Here is a 19,191-nt window from a genome sequence, read left to right as displayed (position 1 = left end):
GCTTAATCCCCCTTGCCCTGTATTTCGGGCGGTTGCTGGCGCGGCCCGTTGAGCTGTTCCAGCACCTGTTCGCGCTGCCCGAACAGCGCCACGCGCCCATCGGTCAGCAGCATGATCTTGTCGACAACATTCAACAGAGTCGGCTTTTGCGTAATCACCACAACGGTGATCTTGCTTTCCTTTGCTTGCTCAATCGCACGCGCAAGCGCCTTGTCACCCGCCACGTCGAGGTTCGAGTTCGGCTCATCCAGAACAACCAAACGCGGGTTGCCGAAGAAGGCACGCGCCAAAGCAATACGCTGCTTCTGGCCACCTGAGAGAGGTGAGCCGTCGGCGGCCACAACAGTCTCATACCCCTGCGGCAGCGTTGCGATCATGTTGTGCACGTCGGCCAAAACGGCGGCATCGTGAATCTGCTCATCCGTGGCATCGGCACGCATCCGGCCAATATTGTCTTTGATGCTGCCGGGGAACAGCTGTACGTCTTGCGGCAGATAGCCAATATTTTCGCCAAACTGGCGGGGATCCCAGTTGCGGATATCCATCAGGTCCAGCCGCACACTGCCCGAGGTCGGCAGGATCGAACCCACCAGCGTTTTGCCAAGCGTCGTTTTCCCCGCGCCTGAATTCCCGATGATCGCCAGAGTTTCACCCGGGTTCAGCGCAAAGGTGATTCCGTTCAGAACCACCCGCTTGGTGCCGCCTGGGACATATAGCAGGCGTTCGACATCCAACCGCCCCTCAGGCCGTGGTAGGCGCAGTTTTTCATATTGCAGGGCCGAGTTCGACAGCAGAGCCTTGATCCGCCCAAAAGCGCCGCGCGTCAGCAGGAAGGTATTCCAACCCTCAATCGAGCCTTCGATCGGCGCGAAAGCCCGCCCCGCGATGATCGAGGCGGCGATGACCATACCGCCGGTAATTTCACCTTGAAGGGCCAGAAAGGCGCCCCAGCCCAGAATGCCGATCTGCGTCAAAAGACGGACGGCACGCGAAATGGCCGCGAAGATCACGTTGCGATCCTGCGCCTTGACCTGCCATGTCAGCGATTGTGCGGTGTCACGCCCCCAGATGCGCACTGCCTCGGGGATCATCGCCAAAGCGTTGATGATCTGACTGTTGCGCGACATTGAATCCAGATGCTGGTTCGCCAGGGATTGCGCCTGGTTGGCCTTGGCGAAGGGCTTGGCAGTCATTTTCTGGTTGATCAGCGCGATAATCATCAGGATCACAGCGGTCGTCACCACAATCATCCCAAGTTGCGGATGCACCAGAAAGATCATCAGGATGAACAGCGGTGCAAATGGTACATCCAGAAATGAGATCAGAGTGCCCGAGACCAGAAAGCCCCGCACCTGTTGCAGATCCCCAAGTGTCTGATATTCGCGTCCGTTGCCGTGCAGCGAGGCATGGGCCGCAGCGCTAAGAACCGGGGCCCCAAGACGGGCGGCGACCTCGACCGCTGTACGCATCAGCATGAACCGACGAACGGCATCAAATGCGGCTTGAAAAATGACTGCTCCGGCAACGATTGCCGTCAGCATGATCAACGTATCCAGCGAGCGACTAGTCAGAACCCGGTCACTGATCTGAAACAGGTAGATCGGGATCGCTAGGATCAGGACGTTGGTCGCGCAGGTCAGTACCAGCACAAAAGCCAGATTGCGCCAGATGGCGCGCAGTGAGGTACGCAGCGTCTTCTGGAAATCCTCAGGCGGCGTGCGTTTGTGGAATGTTTGGGGTGGCCCCTTGCCATCGCCACCACCCGTCCCCGGGCGCAGCAAGGGTTGGTTGGCCTTGGCCTCGATCGTGGTGCCCATGCGGTCTTTACCATCCGACGGCGCAGAGGGGGTCATGCGTGCAGTCGATTGGTCGGCGGTTTCACAATCGGGGGCTTCGGTATCGGCCACCCCAGTGTCGCCACCCGCAGGATCCTTATCTTGCGCGGGCCGCGACGACGCGCGCCGAAGGGGAGAACCAGCGCGCGGTTGTGATGTTTGATCCAACTGCTCTGCCTGGGTCTGCCCCGGATCATCCGGTTGTGTCGTCGCCTGAGGCGCTTCTAATTGCCGCGATCGTTTCGCGGGCCCGGCAACCGGGGTGTCACTTGCTTCCGGGGTCTCTGGTTTGGTTTCGGGTTCCGCCAGTTGCATATCACTTGTCAAACGCAGGCGGGACGCTGTTTTTGCAAGTTTACTTTCATTTGGTTTTGCTACCCGATTTCGGGGTTCCAGGGTCAATGGGCCTCCGCCTCCGTGCCGGTCCAATGGACTTGCAAAACGGGTGCGGCGCGACGAAAAAACGATCGACATAAACTAACCTTCCGGTCACTCGTAAATCAGGAAATATTAGGCCAGCATGGTCTGCAGGCCATCAGAGGAATTCGCCATTTCGCTTGGCGTGAGATCGTTACCGTTAGGTCCAATGCCATTGTCGTGACCTGGCATACCCGCCTCTTCCATAATGGCGGCGATTGCCTCGTTGGTCATCTCGGCGATGTCCTCATTCGTGGGCATGTCAAGCAGGCTTGCCTGATGCAATAGCAGGTCAGAAAATGCCCCATCCTGAGCCATAACAACCGAATCCACGCCGGCCTTGGTTACATTGGCGGCGTTCAGCATCGCATTGCTGCCTGCCAGAACCTCGGTCTCGTCCGCGTGGGGACCATTCAGATATACGTCATCCTGATCGGCAAGCATCGTCGATTGCTCGGCTACGTTGACCTGAACCAGCGATCCATCGATCTTGAGGACCCGCATCTGCTCCATGCCAGCAAACATCGGATCGTTCATTAGCGCCTCTTCCAGCGCTGCCATGTCGTCCTCGCCCATGGTCATGGCGTCGGCCATGGAGTCGTGCATCGCCTGATACGTATCTTCGCCTTCTTTCTTGAGAGAAACCTCGTTCATAACCAGGTTTTCGTCCGATCCATCGATGGGTCCGGGCAATCCGCCCATCACCACATCGTCATCCAATAATACGTGCGTCTGGACAAACGCATCGACCGATATCATGTCGCCTTCGATCATGATCAGGTCATAATAACTGCCAAGTTGAAGAATATTGGTGACATCAATCAACTCGTTGTCACCCAACGCATACAGCGTGGTCGTCGCGCTAATCTCGGCATCAATATGATCGATATCCGTTGCATCGATGTCCTGCTTGACAAAATTTGCTACGATCAGATCGGTCGTAATCCAATCAACATGCACATATGCCGGGGCATCGTCTCCACTTGAGCCTTTCTTAAGCCAAGGGGCTGAGTTGCCTTCGACCTCGATCGTCGACGAGTGCACCACATTGGTGCCCGAGCCGCCATTCGTGCCCTTGTCGGTGTCAGATACAACGGCGACCTGGCTCACCATGGCCAGTTCGATTGCTTTTCCACCGACCGCAATATAAGGCGCATCGACCCAAGCCACAGTTGCGTTCATCTCGTTGATCGCAAGGTTGCCGCCTGCGATCACCGTGTGACCTTCGGCAAATTCGTCTTCCTCGTCCTGATCCCATTCGGCGGGCATCATATCGGGCGTTTCGTCTTCTTCTTCCTCGTCCGGTCTATGATGCGCAGGCAGAAGATCTTCCCATTCCGGGGCTTCGTCCACATACTCACCATTGACGATCACGCCCATCGCGTCTTCGCCGTGGAACTGATAAACAACTGCGCCTTCAACTTCGACATTGATCGGGGCCAACATCGCTTCGGCCAAAGACTCGACGTATTCAACCGACAAGTAGTCCGAGATCGAGAACGAGGGCACGGCAAACGCGTGCATCGATGCTGCGACCTGCGCAGCCGCCTCGGCCAATGCGATCAACTGATCGACATCGCGGAAATCTCCCTCGCCGACAACGTCATTGTCGCGCAGGAAAATCGTCTGGAACGTGTAGGTCACAGCAGACCCGATAAGCTCTGTCACAATCTCCAGCTGCTGCTCGATCACAAACGTTGCACCTAGGCCGGTTGTCGCTTCGGGTAACGGCAGACCGTCTGAGAGTGGTGGTTCAAGTACAACGACCGTTTCAAATTCAGGGCCGTCGGTTGGGGGTGGAAGTTCAGGAGTGGCGGGGGGGGTGTCAAACCGATAGGAAAGCGGACCATATTTGCCTGGGTCCAATTCAAGATCTGCCTTGATCCGGATCTTTGCGGGTTCTTCCAGTTCGTCCAGTTCCGCCTTGCGCCGCATGGCGGTGAACTCTTCGTACTGATCCCTCAACCGGGCTTTTTCAATCGTAAGATCAAAAGATCCAATAAAGTGTGCAATCTTTTCGGTAACACTATCGAATGACATTTCGATGATCCCTTACCCCCTTGCCGACTAAAATTTCCGGTTCGGGATTTTCTGGGCCGAGGCCACATTGCGTGGCCCCGGCGATTTCATTGAACGGGGGCCGATAATGCGGCCCCCGATTTTTTGTCTTAGACGTCAGTGTCGTCGCTTGCGTAGGACGAGGTCATCGAACCACCAACCATGGTCGTATCGACTGAGTTACCTAGCACATTGGCACCCTGTACGATCGATTGGTTGAAGGCGTTCGTATCGACTACGGCAGCGGCCGAGGCGTAGGATTCACCGGTCACGATGCCATCGCCACCGTTATTCGAACCCCAATCACCGCCATGGCCTCCGGCACCGCCGTCACCCGAATAGGCACCGGCTGCGCTTCCGCCTGTCGTGTTGCCGCCCATTGTGTCACCAGACATGACGTCAACCATTGACGCGCCGCTAGTTCCACCTGCTGCAGTACCAGCAGCACCTGCACCGCCATCACCGCTGTATGCGGTACCAGTGGCATTGCCCGTTGCGGACGAATCCGAGTCATTGTCCGATGCAGATGCACCGCCGTATCCGGCAATCGCCTCAGCGAGGCTATCTGCAGAACCATCAGTGTCGGTCTCTGAGAATACATCTGATGCACCACCCAGACCACCTGTGGCCTCGGAAGCACCAGATCCAGCAGCACTGGCGTTTGAATCCGATGCAGCAGAACCAGTTCCACCTGCACCACCATCACCATCAGCCGTTGAAGTACCTGTGCCCGTGCCATCACCGGAACCGTTGGCAGCGTTCGAACCACCATCACCACCATCAGCGTCCGCATCACTTGCGTTGGCAGCCGATCCGTCAACATCACCAGATGTCTGATCGACACTTGGGCCTTCAGCGTCTTGATCACCTAAACCTTGAACATCGGCATCAGCTGCTGAACTTCCGTTGTTGTCTCCGCCGTCTCCGTCTCCACCGGTGGATGAACCACTGCCAGAATCAGCTCTGGAATTACCGGTGTCGGCATCTGCATCACCACGGCCGCTTTCAGAGATTTCCTGCTGGAGGCGCGCGATTGCTTCTTCGACTAGGCGCGAGAATCCACCCGAGCCATCGCCGCCGTCGCCTGAAGCGTCGCTATCGGTAGTACCAGTTCCTGTTCCGTCAGCTGTGTTGTCACCGCCGTCATTGTCGTTGGCGTCGGTGTTGTTGTCGCTGTCGTTATCAGCGTTGCCATCCGCATTCGAGTCGCCGTCGCCACCATCTGCACCAGATGCATCTGCGTCGTTATCCGCTACACCCTTGCCTTTAGCGCTGGACTCTGAGTCAGCATCACCACCGTCAGCATCGGCATCGGACTCGCTGTACGCCTTACCATAGCCTTTGCCTACACCTTCGGAATCGGCATAGCCGCCATCTCCGCCTTCGCCATCAGTCGTGTTATCGCTGTCGGTGTTGTTGTCAGCATTCGAGTCGCTGGTGCTGTCACCACCGTACCCGCCAATGCTCTCACCATCAGCGTTCGAATTGGATTTGGCTTTGCCGGTGCTTGCATTGTCAGCATTACCTGAATCGCCACCGCTACCACCTTTGGCATGGGCATCAGCGTCACCAGTGTCTCCGCCTTCACCGTAAGCGTCGCTACCAATGGTCTTGCCGCCTACAGCTTCACCGCCATAACTGGTTCCACCTTTTCCGGAAGCTGCACCATTTGCATTGGAACTAATACCTTCCGCAGCGTTGGCTTCGCCACCATTGGCATCACCGTTTTGCTTGAATTCTCCGTAGTTACCAACTTCGGCATTATCCAACTGATCGTTGTCTTCCAAGCTTGCCAGCTGATTGTTGATCGACGACATATCGTTGCCAGGACCATCCAGCGAAATATCAAGGTTCAGATCATCACCGGGATCATAATTCAGGTCGCGACCGGCGGTGATTACATCACCAACGCTGGCGTTGTCGCCCAGATCCAAGTCTACCTGATCGTCATCGCGGGGAATCCATTCGCCGCCACCGAAGTCAATGTTGACCGCATTATTGTTAGAGTTGTCATTATCATTATTGTCTTCACCACCATTGGTGTTTTGCTGCTGCTGCTTCTGATTTTGATCCTGATCTTGCGCGTTGTCATTGTCGTTATCATTTTTAGAACGCTGTGACTGATCTTGTCCTTGTGAATCAGAGTTGTTCGCAGAGTTTTCAACGTCCTGATCTTGCTTTTGCTTCTGAGCGTTGATGTCAGCTTCGATATAGGCTTCGTCTACCGCTATATCTGTTTCGAAATCGGCGTCCAGATTATCGATTTGGACGTCATCAATTGTGGTCACGGTTGTTGTTTGGTTGGGTTGGCGTCTCATAAAATTTTCCACTTTTACTGAAGCACCGGGCCGCCATTCATCTACAAAGCGGCTACAGGCGCGGTTGAAAACAGAGTACGCGCACAAGGTGTCAAACTGGACACTCGCGCGGCAGTGAAAGTCTTCTGTTTGGTTTGCCCCCCTTTCTCGGCTAAGCCGATTCCATGACCACGAGAAATTCGCTGAAATACGCGGACCGCAGACACGTCAGGTTCAAGTTCACTTCACAAATAGAAGCCTAGGAATGGTCGCAGCGATAAAGGGGTATGCATAGCTGGCCGAAAGCATTATTTTTTTGCAAATCACTGTTTAATATATATTTTTTTGAAATTCGCCTTATTTCGCGCCAGATTTTACCCGGAAACAATCATGCGCAAACATATAGGATTATTAACCCTGATATTTCATGGAGTTACGCTAAAACCAGATGCGAAGAACCTGATCAAAGGTTCTAGTAAGCGGTATTGCAGAACCCGCCTTTGGTTGCTGAAACACGTACTTTCAGCTATGATAAGGTACTATTTGAGTTCAAAGTTAATGTTTCGCGCCACCCAGCTCTGTACCCGATTTAAAGATTCAGAGGGCGGCGTTTGTATTAGTGGGGGGAAAGTCAATGAATATTTCATTGCAAGAAGACGCCCGTGATCAGATTGAATATCCCGAAGAGCTGTCGATTATTTTTATCGGCAAGGAACTGTTCTACTCGAACCAAACCCTTAGAAGTGTTCAAAGCGAATTCGGCGTTCGTGCATCAAGATATGAAAGCCTTGACGACCTGCTGGCTGAGAGTGGGAACTCTGTTCCCTCCGAGCGCATCATTGTCGTGGATCAGATGATGCTCGAAGATCTGTTGGCGCGGCCCGCTGATTACTCCCGGCTCGCCGAGACAGGATGTCTGGCCTTCGCCTATCGCAAGAAAAGTCCGGCCCGGGTTCTGTTCGAACGCTGGGATCGTACCCGTTTCGGCAGTGTCGGGTATTTGCCAATGAACGTGGCGCCGGATGTTTGGCGCGCAATACTGCGCCTTCTGATGCACGAAGAGCTGCACCTGCCCTGCTTTCTGGCCGACAGCATGACCGCAACACAAAGTGCGCCAGGCACACCTATCGAAAAACAGCCTGCAACCAGAACCCGGTCGCCTGACAAACTGTTGCGATACTCAAAGCTGACGCGCCGCGAAAAGCAAGTCCTGAGGCTGGTATCGCAAGGCAAGAGCAACAAGACCATTGCGTCGAATCTGGGCATCACCGAACACACCGTCAAACTGCATATGCACAATGTCTCGGGCAAGATCGATGTGAGCAACCGGACTGAAGCTGCGCATTTCTACTTTGAGGTCGCGCCGAACGAAGCGCGCAACGCGCCCGTTGGATGAGGCATTCGAAACCCGGTTCGACCGGCTCATTCTGTTGGTGGGTCGGCTCAACTATATGTGGACGAACACGGAAAGCCTGCTGATCCACCTGATCGCAGGTCTGACCGGGGCCAATAAAGATGTTGCGGTCATCATATTCCTGACGCTTAACACCACACGTGCCCGTATCGATCTGGTCGAACGTCTCGCCAAGATGGAGGGTCGCCCCCCTGAAATCCGCGATCCGATTCTCGAACACACCCAGCGGTTGTCGCGCCTGTCCTCTATTCGAAACAAGTACAATCACTGCATCTATTCTTTCGATCAGGAAAGCGGAAATCCAAAGACCATCCTGATGCGCATTGCTGATCGCAAGACCGACATCAAACTTGGTCGTGAAGACACAGTTGACGACAAAGCAATGAAAGAAATCGAGGATGTTGTCACTCAGCTCTCGAATGCCAACAGGGATATCTGGAAATTGATCACCCAGCTGGGTTTCCCTGTCTGAGATGGTACTGGTGCGGGCGGTGGGACTCGAACCCACACGGCACTAAGGCCTTCGGATTTTAAGTCCGATATGTCTACCATTCCATCACGCCCGCACATCATCGTCGAAGTTTTGTCTCGCCGCGCCGATGTCGTGTGCAGACACTTACAACCAACCAAAACGATTGAAAAGATACTCATTCATCAGAACCAGGGATGCAGGCAGAACACGAACACAATCCTGCTGAATCAAGGCCGAGCTTGACAGCCTTCGGCCAATTCGTTCACGTCGGCGCAACACAAGATCAGGGAGCGAGCGATGAAACTAGTCAGTAACCCGTTTCGAGGTGGTTCTAAGCTTTCGGATCAGGCCCCTTATCCCTCCGTAGAGACAGATGGGTTGGGCCGGCATCGATTCTTCTGCCCTGACTTTGCCGAAACGCCCCTTGTGAATGCATCGGCGCTGGCACCCGTCGCGAATCTCTGGGTTAAAGATGAGCGAAGCCGTATGGGCCTGGGATCGTTCAAAGCGCTGGGTGCGGCTTATGTGATCGCCTGCGAAGCGAATGACATCTCGGTCACGCCAGATGGTAACACGCTCAAAGGGCACACCTATGTTACAGCAAGCGCGGGCAATCACGGGATGAGCATGGCCGCGGGCGCGCGCACTTTCGGAGCTGATGCAGTTGTCTACATCGCAGAAACAGTTCCAGAAAGCTTTGCAGATCGCCTGCGCGCTCAAAACGCACAAGTGGTCCGGGCGGGTGCGGATTACGCCGCCAGCATGGAAGCAGCCAGTCAGGCGGCGCAGGACAATGGCTGGACTTTGCTCTCGGACAGTTCCTGGGAGGGGTATACTGAACTACCGTACTTGCTGATGGAAGGGTATCTGCAAATGGCGGTCGAAGCCGCCGAGCAATGTACTGAGGCACCAACGCACGTTCTTCTGCAAGCCGGTGTTGGCGGCATGGCCGGTGCCGTCGCTGCCTATGCGCGGGTCGTTTGGGGAGATGCTCCGCAGATCATCGTTGTCGAGCCAACCTCTGCCCCGGCGCTGCAGGCCAGTATCGAAGCGGGGCATTGTGTGTTTGCTGACGGGCCCGACAGCATCATGGGGCGACTGGATTGCAAAGAGCCCTCGCTGATCGCCTTGAACGGCTTGGCCCGAGATGCCGATCTGTTTGTGACAATCGAGGATGACACTGTCGAAGCACAGCTTCCGGCCATGGCGAAGGCCGGGTTGGAAACCAGCGCCTCGGGCGGTGCTGGCATTGCGGCCGTTCTGAACGACGCGATCCGTAGTGAACTGGGTATTGGACCGAATTCCAAAGTGCTCTGCATCTTGAGCGAGCAACCTGCATGAGAGGTTTCGCACCAGAGGAATTCGCGACCCGCGTTGCGCGCGCCCAGCATCGGATGCAAGAAACCGGTCTATCGGCCCTGTTGCTTACGACTGAGCCCCAGCTTCGCTATTTCACCGGTTATCTCACCCGTTTCTGGGAAAGCCCAACGCGGCCTTGGTTTCTGATCGTTCCGATTTCTGGCAAGCCGGTTGCAGTAATCCCATCCATCGGTGCTGCATTGATGGCACAGACATGGATCGACGACATTCGAACCTGGAGTGCACCCGACCTTGAAGATGATGGGGTATCCCTGCTGGCCGATACACTGAGAGGGTTGACGCCTGAAAACGCCTCAATCGGCTGCCCCGACGGGCATGAGACCCATGTAAGGATGCCACTGGCCGATCTAAGGCATCTCGAATCCGCAATTGGAGCGCGCCAAATTACGGGTGACCATGGCATCCTGCGGGCGCTGCGGATGGTGAAATCTGACGCCGAGATCGCAAAGATTCGAACTGCCTGTCAGATTGGTGCCCACGCCTTTGAACGAGTGCCCGAGGTTGCCTCAGCAGGTACACCGCTGGATCAGATATTTCGAAACTTTCAGAGACTCTGCCTTGAAGAGGGTGCCGACTGGGTGCCCTATCTGGCCGGAGGGGCCGAGCAAGGCGGGTACTCGGATGTAATCTCACCCACGACACAGACCCCGCTTCGTATAGGCGATGTGCTGATGCTCGACACTGGCCTCGTCCACGATGGCTATTTTTGCGACTATGATCGCAATTGGTCCGTCGGCCCAGCGAGCAAGGCGGTACGCGATGCACATGCCAGATTGGTCGAGGCTTCGGATGCAGCGTTTGATCAAGCCCGCCCAGGCGTGACGGCTTCTCAGCTTTTTCATACGATGAACACAATACTTACCGATGGCAGCGCGGGTACCGATGCCGGGAGACTGGGCCACGGGTTAGGAATGTCGTTGACCGAATGGCCTTCGCTTATTCCCGATGATCATACTGAACTGCAACCGGGAATGGTTTTGACGCTTGAACCGGGTATTGCGGTCGATGGCAAAATTCTCGTGCACGAAGAAAACATTCTGATCACCGAAGGCGCGCCCGAATTCCTCAGCCCCCGGATAGGACCGGAGATTGCCGAGATATGAGCACGTTGCCGTACACACTGGATCCTGACGATCCCTCGGCTGTACCAATGGGGCTGATCGTTTTACAGACTGACGAGACAATCGAACCTGAGTTTCGTAGCCTTTTTATCGATGACAAAAGCCCGCTTTATGTCAGCCGCATTCCCAGCGGGGCCGAGGTTAACACCGACACGCTGGCGCAGATGGAGACCGACTTGCCTGCAGCGGCTGATTTGCTGCCAAAGGCGCGGCCCTATCGAGTTGTTGGCTATGGATGTACGTCAGCCAGTTCGGTTATCGGCTCGGATCGGGTTGAGCAGATGGTCATGCAGACCTGTAATACATCGACCGTCACCAACCCGTTGCGGGCAGCCTCTGCCTGCGCGAGACATTTGGGCGTCTCAAAATTTGCACTGCTGTCGCCCTACATTGAAGAAGTAAACACTCCGTTGCGACGCGCGTTTGCAGAACAAGGCATCTCGATGGATGTGTTTGGCACTTTCGGCGAATCCGAAGAAGCCAAAGTTGTGCGGATCTCAACCGATTCCGTGGTCGATGCCGCCGTGCGACTCGGAAGAGATTCAACAGTCGACGCCGTATTCCTTAGTTGTACGAACCTTCGGACACTGACGGCTATCCCAAGGATCGAAGCGCAGATCGGCAAACCTGTCCTGTCAAGCAACCAGAGTTTGGCCTGGCATATGAAACAACTGAACGTGTCGCAAAATTAGGCAAATGCGGCGTTTACGCGACTCCAATTGCTTTACGGGCTTGCGACCATTTGTTAGCCTCGTCATCAATGCACGAGAAGATCAATGAGGCCCTGACCAACCGGGTAATCATTTGACGCAACAGGGGGTCTTGTGACCGACACAAATAGCGACGCCGCGTTTGTTGAATTTCAACGCGTTCAAAAGTCTTATGATGGCGAGAACCTCGTCGTCAAAGATCTCAACCTGGCAATGCCAAAGGGCGAATTCCTGACCATGCTCGGGCCGTCCGGATCAGGTAAGACGACCTGCCTGATGATGCTTGCCGGATTCGAAACCGCCACACATGGCGAGATTCTTCTGGATGGAAAACCCATCAACAATATCCCTCCGCACAAACGTGGCATCGGGATGGTGTTCCAGAATTATGCTCTGTTCCCGCATATGACTGTGGCCGAGAATCTTTCATTCCCGCTGGAAGTCCGCAAGCTGGGTAAGTCCGAGCGCGAGGAGAAAGTCAAACGCGCGCTGGACATGGTGCAGATGGGTGCCTTCGGCAATCGTCGCCCCGCGCAGTTGTCGGGTGGTCAGCAGCAACGGATCGCACTGGCACGTGCGCTGGTGTTCGAGCCCGAACTGGTTTTGATGGACGAACCGCTGGGTGCGTTGGACAAACAACTACGCGAGCATATGCAGTTCGAAATCACCCGTCTGGCGCATGAACTGGGCATTACCACCGTCTACGTGACCCACGACCAGACCGAGGCATTGACCATGTCCGACCGTGTTGCGGTGTTTGACGATGGCCGCATTCAGCAACTGGCCCCGCCGGATCAGCTGTATGAAGAACCCGACAACAGTTTCGTGGCGCAATTCATCGGTGAAAACAATACCCTGGAAGGTGTTGTTAAATCCATCGATGGAGATACCTGCCTTGTGCAATTGGATGACGGCTCGGAAATCGATGCGGTGCCGATCAACGTGCACAATCCGGGCGAACGTACCAAGGTCTCGATCCGGCCCGAGCGCGTAGAATTCAATAAAGACCGACTGCATGCCGATGCACATACGCTGAAAGCAACGGTCAAGGAATTCATCTATATGGGCGACGTGTTCCGCTTCCGCATGTCGGTGGCGGGCAATGACGAGTTCATCGTCAAAACACGGAATGCCCCCGACGCCATCCGTCTGAATCCTGGACAGGAAATCGAGATCGGCTGGCTTGCAAAGGATTGTCGTGCGCTCGACGCATAGACCAAGCCGCGCGGTACAAACGTGGCTTACCGAGGGACCAGCTGGCGAAAACCCGTGCGTCAGCTGACCAAACAACAAACGGGAAGTACTGGGAGTAACACATGAAAACTACCAAAACACTGCTGACAGCAGCTGCTATTGCGACAGCGGCTGGCGGCGTTTCCGCCGAAGAGATGACCATCGTCTCGTGGGGCGGCGCCTATTCCAAATCGCAGCTCAAGGCTTATCACGAGCCCTATTCGGAGAAGACCGGCGTCACCATCCTGAATGATGACAGCTCGAACGAGGCCGTCGCCAAACTGCGCGCGATGAACGAAGCGGGCAACATCACATGGGACGTGGTTGATGTGGTTGCGGCGGACGCGATCCGCCTCTGCGACGAAGGTCTGGCACTTGAGATCGATTTCGACACTCAACTGGCCCCTGCCCCCGATGGCACGCCTGCCTCCGAAGATTTCGGTGACCTTCTGGTCAGCGACTGCTTTATCCCGCAGATCGTCTATTCAACCACTTTCGGTTATCGCACAGATCTGGTCGGTGATACTCCGCCAACCGACATCTGCGCAGTATTCGATCTTGAAGCCTATCCCGGCAAGCGCTCGCTGGAAAAGCGCCCGATCAACAACATGGAATGGGCGTTGCTGTGTGACGGCGTTGCAAAAGACGACGTCTACGACGTTCTGGCCACTGCTGAAGGTCAGGACCAGGCCCTGGCCAAACTGGACACCATCAAGGACAGTGTCGTCTGGTGGTCTGCCGGTGCCGACACGCCACAATTGCTGGCTGATGGAGAAGTTGTCATGGGTTCGACCTATAACGGCCGTCTGTTCAGCGTGATCGAAGAGCAAAAGCAGCCGGTTGCGATGCTGTGGGATGCTCAGGTATTCGATCTTGATGGCTGGATCATTCCGGCTGGTCTGAGCGAGGAGCGTCAACAGCGCGCACTGGACTACATCATGTTCGCAACTGACACGCAGCGTCTGGCAGATCAGGCCAAGTACATCTCGTACGGCCCGGCTCGTGCCTCCTCTGCACCGCTGGTGGGTCAGCACGCCGATCTGGGCATCGACATGGCACCACACATGCCGACCGATCCGGAAAACGCCAAGAACACGTTCCTGTACAACTACGAGTTCTGGGCGGATTACCGCGACGATATCGACGCCAAATTCCAGGCTTGGCTGGCGCAATAAGCGTCTGATTTCCTGAGATTGTCGGGGGCGGCTATCGCCCCCGACCCCAAAAATACCCAAGGGGTACCGATGACTGACGCCACCCAAAATACTGGTCCCATGCTGGCCGCGGACGGCACGCCACTCAAGCAATCGCTGGCCCGGTCTCTGCGACGGCAAAAGCTGCGGGCCCTGATGCTGGTCGCCCCACTGCTGCTGTTCGTTATGTTCTCTTTCATCGTGCCTATTGCGGCGATGCTGTTCCGATCTGTGGAAAACAGCATCGTACAAGAGACACTGCCCTTGACGGTTGAAGCATTGCAAAGCTGGGATGAAACCAGCGGCGAGTTGCCCGACGAGGCCGTTTATGACGCCTTTGTCCGCGATATGGTCGTGGCCGTCGATAACAAGACACACACCCGGCTGGGTTCGCGTCTGAACTACGAAGAGACAGGCATGTCTTCGATGTTCCGCCGCTCGGGTCGGAAAATGGGTAAGCTGGACCCCGAGACCGATGGGCCGTTCAAAGACCAGGTCATCGAGATTCACGACGGCTGGGGTGAACCGCAGACTTGGGCGGTTATCAAGACGCATTCGCCCGCTGTCACCAATGGCTATTTTCTGAACGCTGTGGACATGCGCCGCACGCCCGAGGGCGCGCAGGCGCAGCCCGAGGACAAGCAGATCCTGATCAAGCTGTTCGGGCGCACTTTGTTCATGTCGCTGGTGATCACCGCGTCCTGTATCCTGCTGGCCTATCCGGTCAGTTATTTGCTGGCGACACTTCCGATGCGGGTGTCGAACCTGCTGATGATCCTCGTGTTGTTGCCCTTCTGGACGTCATTGTTGGTGCGAACCTCGGCGTGGAAGGTGATGTTGCAGCAACAGGGCGTGATCAATGAAACATTGGTCTGGCTGGGACTGGTCGCCGACGACGCCAGGCTGGTGATCATCAACAACCAGATCGGCACGATCATAGCTATGACGCATATCCTGCTGCCGTTCATGATCCTGCCCATGTATTCGGTGATGCAGACCATACCGCCCTCGTATACCCGCGCCGCAAAATCCATGGGCGCGACCAACTGGACGACATTCTGGCGCATCTACTTCCCGCAATCCATTCCTGGCATTGGCGCGGGCTCAATCCTCGTGTTCATTCTGGCGATCGGCTACTACATCACGCCTGAAATCGTTGGCGGCACCAAGGGTGTCTTTATTTCGAACCGGATTGCCTATCACATCTCGTCCTCGCTGAACTGGGGGCTGGCCGCGGCATTGGGAACGATCCTTCTGGGCGTCGTACTGCTGCTCTACTGGTGCTACGACAAGATTGTCGGCATTGATAACGTGAAGCTGGGATAATCGACATGGCCGCACTTACTCCGATATCCCGCAAACCTTTGTCCATGGTTTTGCCAAGCGTTGCGCTGGCAGGCGCCTTCGCCGGTATCTTTGTCGGCGCGGGCAATGGCTCGGTCTTCCTCGGCATCATTGGCGGGGCAGCCTTGATCGCCGCTGTGGCCTGGGTTTACATCACGATACTCAAGAACGAAAAACTGGCCCGATGGATCAATATCCTTGGCTTTGGCATCGTCGGTTTTCTGTTCTCTGGCCCAATGGGCGGCGTTCTGGGCCTGTTGGGTGGATGGTTCTTCGTCTGGTTTATCTTTTGGCTGTACGAAGGTCGATATCGCCAAAAACTGTTGCCCTATCTGACCGCGAAACAAGTGTTCTATCACTACTTGTTCCGGGTGATCTGCGGCGCGATCTTCGTGTTCCTGATCACCCCGATCCTCGTGGTTTTGCCGCTCTCGTTCAACGCGCAGGACTTCTTTACCTTCACGCCAGAAATGCTGCGTCTGGACCCGGAAGGGTACTCGCTCAAGCACTACCGCGATTTCTTCACCAACAATGAATGGCAGCGCAGCTTCAAGAACTCGCTCATCATTGCGCCGATTGCGACGATCATCTCGGTCTCGCTGGGCACGCTGGCGGCCATTGGCCTCAGCCAGAGCCACGTTCCAGGCCGCCGCGCCATCATGGGCATCCTAATCTCGCCAATGATCGTGCCGCTGATCATTTCAGCCACAGGCATGTTCTTCTTCTACAGCGATATCGGCCGCTTCATGGAGGGAACACTGGGCATGAACAAGAATTTTGTGGGCTATGTGAAAGTAATCCTCGCTCACGCCGTTCTGGGTATTCCATTCGTCATCATCACCGTGACCGCAACGCTAGTGGGCTTTGACCGCTCGCTGACGCGGGCGGCTGCGAATATGGGCGCGGGTCCGGTGCGGACATTCTTCAAGATTCAGATGCCCTTGATCCTGCCGGGTGTGATCTCAGGCGGCTTGTTTGCCTTCATCACCTCATTCGACGAGGTGGTCGTGGTACTGTTTGTCGGCTCGGCTAGCCAAAAAACGCTGCCATGGCAGATGTTCACCGGCCTGCGCGAACAGATCAGCCCGACCATTCTGGCGGTGGCCACGATCCTCGTGGTGATCTCGATTGCGCTGCTGACCACGGTCGAGCTGCTGCGCCGTCGGTCCGAGCGCCTGCGAGGCCTTTCCCCCGCTTGACGCAGGCCTAGGTCTGATCTAACGATTCACCTGTTCATCCCAGCCGCGATGGCGTCGCGGACGCACTGGGATGATCGGCTCTCGGACCCCGAGACCGCCTGTCCTGAACGCCGGGACAAGTGGCCGGGTTTGCCGCCCGGCAATGATGAGAGACCAAGTCATGACAGACACAACAAAACGCCCCGAATTCTTCACCTGCCACAATGGCGACAAAGCGCCCCTGCCGTTCAGCAAGGGCGAATACGACCGCCGCCTTGGCGCCCTGCGCGCAATCATGGCCAAGCATGACGTCCCCGCCGTCCTGCTGACCTCGATGCAGAACATCGCCTACTATTCCGGCTTTCTGTACTGCTCTTTCGGCCGCCCCTACGGCTGCGTTGTAACACAGGACGCTTGCACCACTGTCTCGGCAAACATCGACGCGGGCCAACCGTGGCGGCGCTCGGTTGAGGACAACGTCATCTACACCGACTGGAAGCGCGACAATTACTGGCGCGCAGTGGCCAGCCTGATCGGCGGGGCCAAACGGATCGGGATCGAAGGCGACCACATGACATTGGCGGCGCGCAACACGGCGCTGGACATGCTGGGCGGACCGGAACTGTTCGATATCGCACCTGACACGATGTTTGCCCGCATGGTGAAATCCGCAGAAGAGATCGAGCTGATCAAAGGCGGCGCGCGCACCGCTGACGTGGGTGGGGCCGCCATCCACGCCGCCATCCGCGAAGGCGCAACCGAGATCGAGATCGCCATGGCCGGCCGCGACGCGATGGAAGAGGAAATCGCCCGCGCCTACCCGGATGCCGAATACCGCGACACCTGGGTCTGGTTCCAGTCGGCGCTCAACACCGATGGTGCGCACAACCCGGTGACCAAACGCGCGCTGCAAAAGGGCGATATCCTGTCGCTGAACACCTTCCCAATGATCTCGGGCTATTACACCGCGCTGGAACGCACCCTGTTCCTGGGCGAGCCCGACGCAGACAGCCTGCGCCTGTGGAAGGCCAACGTTGCCGCGCATGAGCTGGGCCTGAGCCTGATCAAACCCGGCGCGACCTGTTCGGGCATCACGGCTGAGATCAACCGCTTCTTCGAGGATGAGGGCCTGCTGCAATACCGCTCGTTCGGCTACGGCCATTCCTTCGGCATCCTCAGCCATTACTACGGGCGCGAGGCGGGTCTGGAGCTGCGCGAGGATATCGATACGGTGCTGGAACCCGGCATGGTCGTTTCCATCGAGCCGATGCTGTGGATCCCCGAAGGCCTGCCCGGCGCGGGCGGCTATCGTGAACACGACATCCTTGTGGTTGGTGAAGACGGGGCCGAGAACATCACCGGCTTCCCCTATGGTCCCGGCCACAACATCATCGATGCATGAAAAAACGGGTGGGGCGACATGCCCCACCTTCTACCGCTGGGCGCGTTCGTGAAAGATGAAGCCCAGAAAGTTCAGCAATAGCTGCGCCGCCAGAATTTGGGTACTTTCCGTCGGGTCGTAAGCAGGCGCGACTTCGACCAGATCGATGCCCACAACATCCCCGCGTTTGGCCAGACCCTGTAGAATTTCCAGTACATCGTAGTAGAGAAACCCGCCATGGCTGGGCGTACCTGTGCCCGCTGCGATTGAAGGGCAAAAAGCGTCGATATCTATCGTTACGTAATACCGTGCCCCCTGCGGGATACGCGCCAGCACTGCCTCGGCCCCCAGTTTGCGCACCTGCCGCACCGACAGGATATCCGAGCCCCGCGCGCGGGCGTCCTCGTAGCCCTCTTTCGCAGTGGATGAGACATTGCGGATGCCCAACTGCGTCATGCCTGAGACATAGTCTTTCTCAATCGCCCGCCGCATCGGGTTTCCGTGCCCGGCGGTCACCCCGTGGCGTTCATCGACGAAATCCAGATGTGCGTCGATCTGCACCACATGGATCGGGCCGTTCTGCGCGCAATCCTCGGCGAAGGCATTGATACAGGGGATGTTGATCGAATGGTCCCCGCCAATTGTCACCGGCAAGGCCCCTGCTTTCAGGATCTTGCCCACCCCCAAGGCGATATTCGCATGACTCTCGTCGGTCTTGGTGTGGATGATATCTGCATCCCCCAGATCAACGATCCGCACCGAGCCATCCAGATAGGTTGCGTCATCTTCGTGATCATAAGCCCCGGCGTGGCCGAAACTGAACAGGGTCGAGGCTTCGCGCACGGCCCGAGGTCCAAACCGCGCCCCCGGTCGCCATTGGGTCCCGAAATCGAAGGGCGCGCCGAGAACGGCGATATCCGCCTCTATCTCATCCCAATTCTCAACATATGGAGATTTGGCGAAGGTTGAGATGCCGACAAAAGGCAGGTTTAGTCGCCCCGCCTTATAACCATGGTCTTGCATGGGTATTTCCTTTTTCATTGCCACTGTCACGTTCGATGACATCAATCGCAGCAGCATCTTGTGCTCAGGATGGACCAATGTCGAGATGCCCGGCGTGCAGCTTCAGAAATTCGAGCCACTCACGCGAGTGTTGCG

14 protein-coding genes and 1 tRNA gene are annotated in these 19,191 nt (G+C 56.4%); 10 read left to right on the top strand and 5 right to left on the bottom strand.

All coding sequences use genetic code 11. The features are described from left to right. Positions 1-2: 2 nt before the first annotated feature. The 3 genes from ACRZ9U_RS04410 to ACRZ9U_RS04400 form a co-directional block, all read right to left on the bottom strand. Entirely contained in the window at positions 3-2,309 is a 2,307-nt protein-coding gene (locus tag ACRZ9U_RS04410; RefSeq protein WP_170401332.1) for a type I secretion system permease/ATPase, read from the bottom strand. 36 nt (positions 2,310-2,345) lie between these two features. Then, complete coding sequence (locus ACRZ9U_RS04405; protein WP_170401333.1) at positions 2,346-4,292, bottom strand: type I secretion protein; 1,947 nt, start codon at positions 4,290-4,292, stop codon at positions 2,346-2,348. A gap of 128 nt (positions 4,293-4,420) precedes the next feature. Then, the gene (locus tag ACRZ9U_RS04400) at positions 4,421-6,628 is read right to left on the bottom strand and encodes an MSCRAMM family adhesin (protein ID WP_170401336.1); all 2,208 of its coding nucleotides are present in this window, start codon (positions 6,626-6,628) and stop codon (positions 4,421-4,423) included. Positions 6,629-7,241: 613 nt separating this feature from the next. Here ACRZ9U_RS04400 and ACRZ9U_RS04395 point away from each other — a divergent pair. Next, positions 7,242-8,003 (top strand): helix-turn-helix transcriptional regulator, encoded by a 762-nt coding sequence (locus tag ACRZ9U_RS04395; protein WP_170401338.1) that lies wholly within the window; start codon positions 7,242-7,244, stop codon positions 8,001-8,003. Further along, positions 7,996-8,493 (top strand): hypothetical protein, encoded by a 498-nt coding sequence (locus ACRZ9U_RS04390; RefSeq protein ID WP_170391988.1) that lies wholly within the window; start codon positions 7,996-7,998, stop codon positions 8,491-8,493. The genes ACRZ9U_RS04395 and ACRZ9U_RS04390 overlap by 8 nt, the downstream gene beginning before the upstream one ends. 8 nt (positions 8,494-8,501) lie before the next feature. On the opposite strand, the gene ACRZ9U_RS04385 is transcribed toward ACRZ9U_RS04390, so the two are convergent. Then, positions 8,502-8,587 (bottom strand) — tRNA-Leu (locus tag ACRZ9U_RS04385). A gap of 203 nt (positions 8,588-8,790) precedes the next feature. Between ACRZ9U_RS04385 and ACRZ9U_RS04380 the strand changes: the two genes are divergently transcribed. The 8 genes from ACRZ9U_RS04380 (at position 8,791) to ACRZ9U_RS04345 (ending at position 18,054) form a co-directional block, all read left to right on the top strand. After that, complete coding sequence (locus ACRZ9U_RS04380; RefSeq protein WP_170401340.1) at positions 8,791-9,834, top strand: pyridoxal-phosphate dependent enzyme; 1,044 nt, start codon at positions 8,791-8,793, stop codon at positions 9,832-9,834. Continuing rightward, positions 9,831-10,976 (top strand): M24 family metallopeptidase, encoded by a 1,146-nt coding sequence (locus ACRZ9U_RS04375; RefSeq protein ID WP_170401342.1) that lies wholly within the window; start codon positions 9,831-9,833, stop codon positions 10,974-10,976. The genes ACRZ9U_RS04380 and ACRZ9U_RS04375 overlap by 4 nt, the downstream gene beginning before the upstream one ends. Beyond that, positions 10,973-11,686: an aspartate racemase/maleate isomerase family protein gene (locus ACRZ9U_RS04370; protein ID WP_170401345.1), complete on the top strand. Its 714-nt coding sequence runs from the start codon at positions 10,973-10,975 to the stop codon at positions 11,684-11,686. Before ACRZ9U_RS04375 ends, ACRZ9U_RS04370 begins: the two co-directional genes overlap by 4 nt. 132 nt (positions 11,687-11,818) lie before the next feature. Beyond that, complete coding sequence (locus tag ACRZ9U_RS04365) at positions 11,819-12,919, top strand: ABC transporter ATP-binding protein (protein WP_170401347.1); 1,101 nt, start codon at positions 11,819-11,821, stop codon at positions 12,917-12,919. Positions 12,920-13,020: 101 nt separating this feature from the next. Next, positions 13,021-14,112 carry an extracellular solute-binding protein gene (locus ACRZ9U_RS04360; protein ID WP_170391999.1) on the top strand — a complete coding sequence of 364 codons (1,092 nt, stop codon included), beginning with the start codon at positions 13,021-13,023 and terminating at the stop codon, positions 14,110-14,112. Positions 14,113-14,181: 69 nt separating this feature from the next. Further along, the gene (locus tag ACRZ9U_RS04355; protein ID WP_170392001.1) at positions 14,182-15,456 is read left to right on the top strand and encodes an ABC transporter permease; all 1,275 of its coding nucleotides are present in this window, start codon (positions 14,182-14,184) and stop codon (positions 15,454-15,456) included. A gap of 5 nt (positions 15,457-15,461) precedes the next feature. Continuing rightward, positions 15,462-16,673, top strand: a complete 1,212-nt coding sequence (locus ACRZ9U_RS04350; protein ID WP_170392003.1) for an ABC transporter permease — start codon at positions 15,462-15,464, stop codon at positions 16,671-16,673. Positions 16,674-16,833: 160 nt separating this feature from the next. Further along, positions 16,834-18,054, top strand: coding sequence for an aminopeptidase P family protein (locus ACRZ9U_RS04345; RefSeq protein ID WP_480901308.1), 1,221 nt, complete (start codon positions 16,834-16,836; stop codon positions 18,052-18,054). Positions 18,055-18,084: 30 nt separating this feature from the next. Here ACRZ9U_RS04345 and speB read toward each other — a convergent pair whose 3' ends face one another. Further along, a complete protein-coding gene (gene speB, locus ACRZ9U_RS04340; protein ID WP_170401351.1) occupies positions 18,085-19,056 on the bottom strand; it encodes an agmatinase in 972 nt (323 codons plus the stop codon). Between the last annotated feature and the right edge of the window lie 135 nt (positions 19,057-19,191).

This window comes from Ruegeria sp. D7, from assembly GCF_056534355.1.
This window is presented reverse-complemented; position numbering and strand designations above follow the sequence as displayed.

Excerpts from the sequence above, each read along its gene's own strand:
- ACRZ9U_RS04410 (WP_170401332.1), bottom strand. The coding sequence starts at position 2,309 with ATGTCGATCGTTTTTTCGTCGCGCCGCACCCGTTTTGCAAGTCCATTG.
- ACRZ9U_RS04405 (WP_170401333.1), bottom strand. The coding sequence starts at position 4,292 with ATGTCATTCGATAGTGTTACCGAAAAGATTGCACACTTTATTGGATCT.
- ACRZ9U_RS04400 (WP_170401336.1), bottom strand. The coding sequence starts at position 6,628 with ATGAGACGCCAACCCAACCAAACAACAACCGTGACCACAATTGATGAC.
- ACRZ9U_RS04395 (WP_170401338.1), top strand. The coding sequence starts at position 7,242 with ATGAATATTTCATTGCAAGAAGACGCCCGTGATCAGATTGAATATCCC.
- ACRZ9U_RS04380 (WP_170401340.1), top strand. The coding sequence starts at position 8,791 with ATGAAACTAGTCAGTAACCCGTTTCGAGGTGGTTCTAAGCTTTCGGAT.
- ACRZ9U_RS04375 (WP_170401342.1), top strand. The coding sequence starts at position 9,831 with ATGAGAGGTTTCGCACCAGAGGAATTCGCGACCCGCGTTGCGCGCGCC.
- ACRZ9U_RS04370 (WP_170401345.1), top strand. The coding sequence starts at position 10,973 with ATGAGCACGTTGCCGTACACACTGGATCCTGACGATCCCTCGGCTGTA.
- ACRZ9U_RS04360 (WP_170391999.1), top strand. The coding sequence starts at position 13,021 with ATGAAAACTACCAAAACACTGCTGACAGCAGCTGCTATTGCGACAGCG.
- ACRZ9U_RS04355 (WP_170392001.1), top strand. The coding sequence starts at position 14,182 with ATGACTGACGCCACCCAAAATACTGGTCCCATGCTGGCCGCGGACGGC.
- ACRZ9U_RS04350 (WP_170392003.1), top strand. The coding sequence starts at position 15,462 with ATGGCCGCACTTACTCCGATATCCCGCAAACCTTTGTCCATGGTTTTG.
- ACRZ9U_RS04345 (WP_480901308.1), top strand. The coding sequence starts at position 16,834 with ATGACAGACACAACAAAACGCCCCGAATTCTTCACCTGCCACAATGGC.
- speB (WP_170401351.1), bottom strand. The coding sequence starts at position 19,056 with ATGCAAGACCATGGTTATAAGGCGGGGCGACTAAACCTGCCTTTTGTC.